This is a genomic window from Labrenzia sp. PO1 (assembly GCF_012273635.1).
GTDB lineage: Bacteria > Pseudomonadota > Alphaproteobacteria > Rhizobiales > Stappiaceae > Roseibium > Roseibium algicola.
In genome coordinates this window covers 1-1,363 of the sequence record NZ_JAAXCR010000014.1, presented here as the reverse complement: position 1 = coordinate 1,363, position 1,363 = coordinate 1, and the positions used below count along the sequence as shown (strand labels likewise).

Annotated in this window: 1 protein-coding gene; it reads right to left on the bottom strand. The window is 57.3% G+C overall.

Annotation, left to right across the window (positions count from 1 at the left end; all coding sequences use genetic code 11):
• Positions 1-275: 275 nt before the first annotated feature.
• A complete protein-coding gene (locus HCG46_RS28365; RefSeq protein ID WP_168688160.1) occupies positions 276-1,289 on the bottom strand; it encodes an IS110 family transposase in 1,014 nt (337 codons plus the stop codon).
• Positions 1,290-1,363: the final 74 nt, after the last annotated feature.

Here is a 1,363-nt window from a genome sequence, read left to right as displayed (position 1 = left end):
GTCGAGAGCTTCATGTATAGACGGCCCCGCGGGCGCAAGTGTTTTGAACGTGATCTTCATCGGCGGGTGCGTTCATGTATTCGGCCTGTTCGTGCAGCCCATACATGACTGCTGGCCCTGATGGTGTCCGCGGATCGAGGCCTCATCAACGGGACGCGCTATGGCGCGCTTAAAGCTCTCCGGGCTTTCTCGATCCTCAGCTCTGCCGATTTGCCATCACTTAGTCATTGCACTTGTGCCATCTCTTCATGTCGCAGTTTGTTCGATTTTCAGGGTTACGCGCTCCGGAACACCTCTCCGGTAGACAGCATCGCCCAAATAGTCCGAGCGAGTTTGTTAGCCACCGCCACGGCAACAACCATAGGCCGACGCCGTTCTAACAAGGCCTCAATCCATGGACCATCTACACGGGAACGAGCTTTGGGATACCGCACCACGGTTCGAGCCCCTAAGACCAGCAAATGACGGAGATACCGATCACCTTGTTTGGTGATGCCTCCAAGCCTGTGCTTCCCACCTGACGAGTTTTGGCGTGGCGTCAGGCCGAGCCAGGCGGCGAACTCTCGCCCTGATCTGAAGGCGGACGGATCTGGAATTGTGGCGGCAAACGCAGTCGCGGTAATCGGCCCTATCCCCGGTATGGTCGCAAGCAAGCGGCAGATTACATTTGTCTTGTGAATCTCAGCCAGCCGGACATCGATCCCGTCGATCTGTCGGTTCAGTGTGTCCAGTTGACCGATGAGAGCATCCAAGGCAAAGCAGGCATCATGGGGCAAGTCCTCCCGTATCTCGTCCAGATTTTCGATGAGTAATTCAACCCGGTGTCTACCCTGCGCGATTATGATGCCGTACTCGGCCAAGTGCGCCCGGAACGCACACGCGGCCATGGTTCGTTGCCGGACCAAAAGGCCTCGGGCTCTATGCAGCATCAGAAACGCCTGATCTTCGCGAGACTTGATCGGGACAAAGCGCATGTTGGGACGGGTCACTGCTTCACAAATTGCGGCCGCATCAGTGGCGTCATTCTTCGCGCCGCGTCGCACGAAGGGTTTGACATAGCCTGGAGGGATAAGGCGCACGTCATGGCCAATCTCCGATAGCTGGCGAGCCCAGTTGTGCGCAGTCGCACAAGCTTCAATGCCGATCAGGCAAGGCGACAAAGCCTTGAAAAACGGCACAAGCTCTCGGCGCTTCAGCCTTCTGCTCTCAATCGGCCTGCCAGATGCATCAGCAACATGGACGTGAAAGACGTTCTTGGCCAGATCAAGGCCCACGGTGGTTGGGGTCATTAGCGATGCTCCTCTTACAAACGGGACCAGCATACGGTCACTTCGGGAGCGGGGCCGTCTTCCCCATCAACGGC

Coding starts and splice junctions, on each gene's coding strand:
- HCG46_RS28365 (WP_168688160.1), bottom strand. CDS start 1,289: ATGACCCCAACCACCGTGGGCCTTGATCTGGCCAAGAACGTCTTTCAC.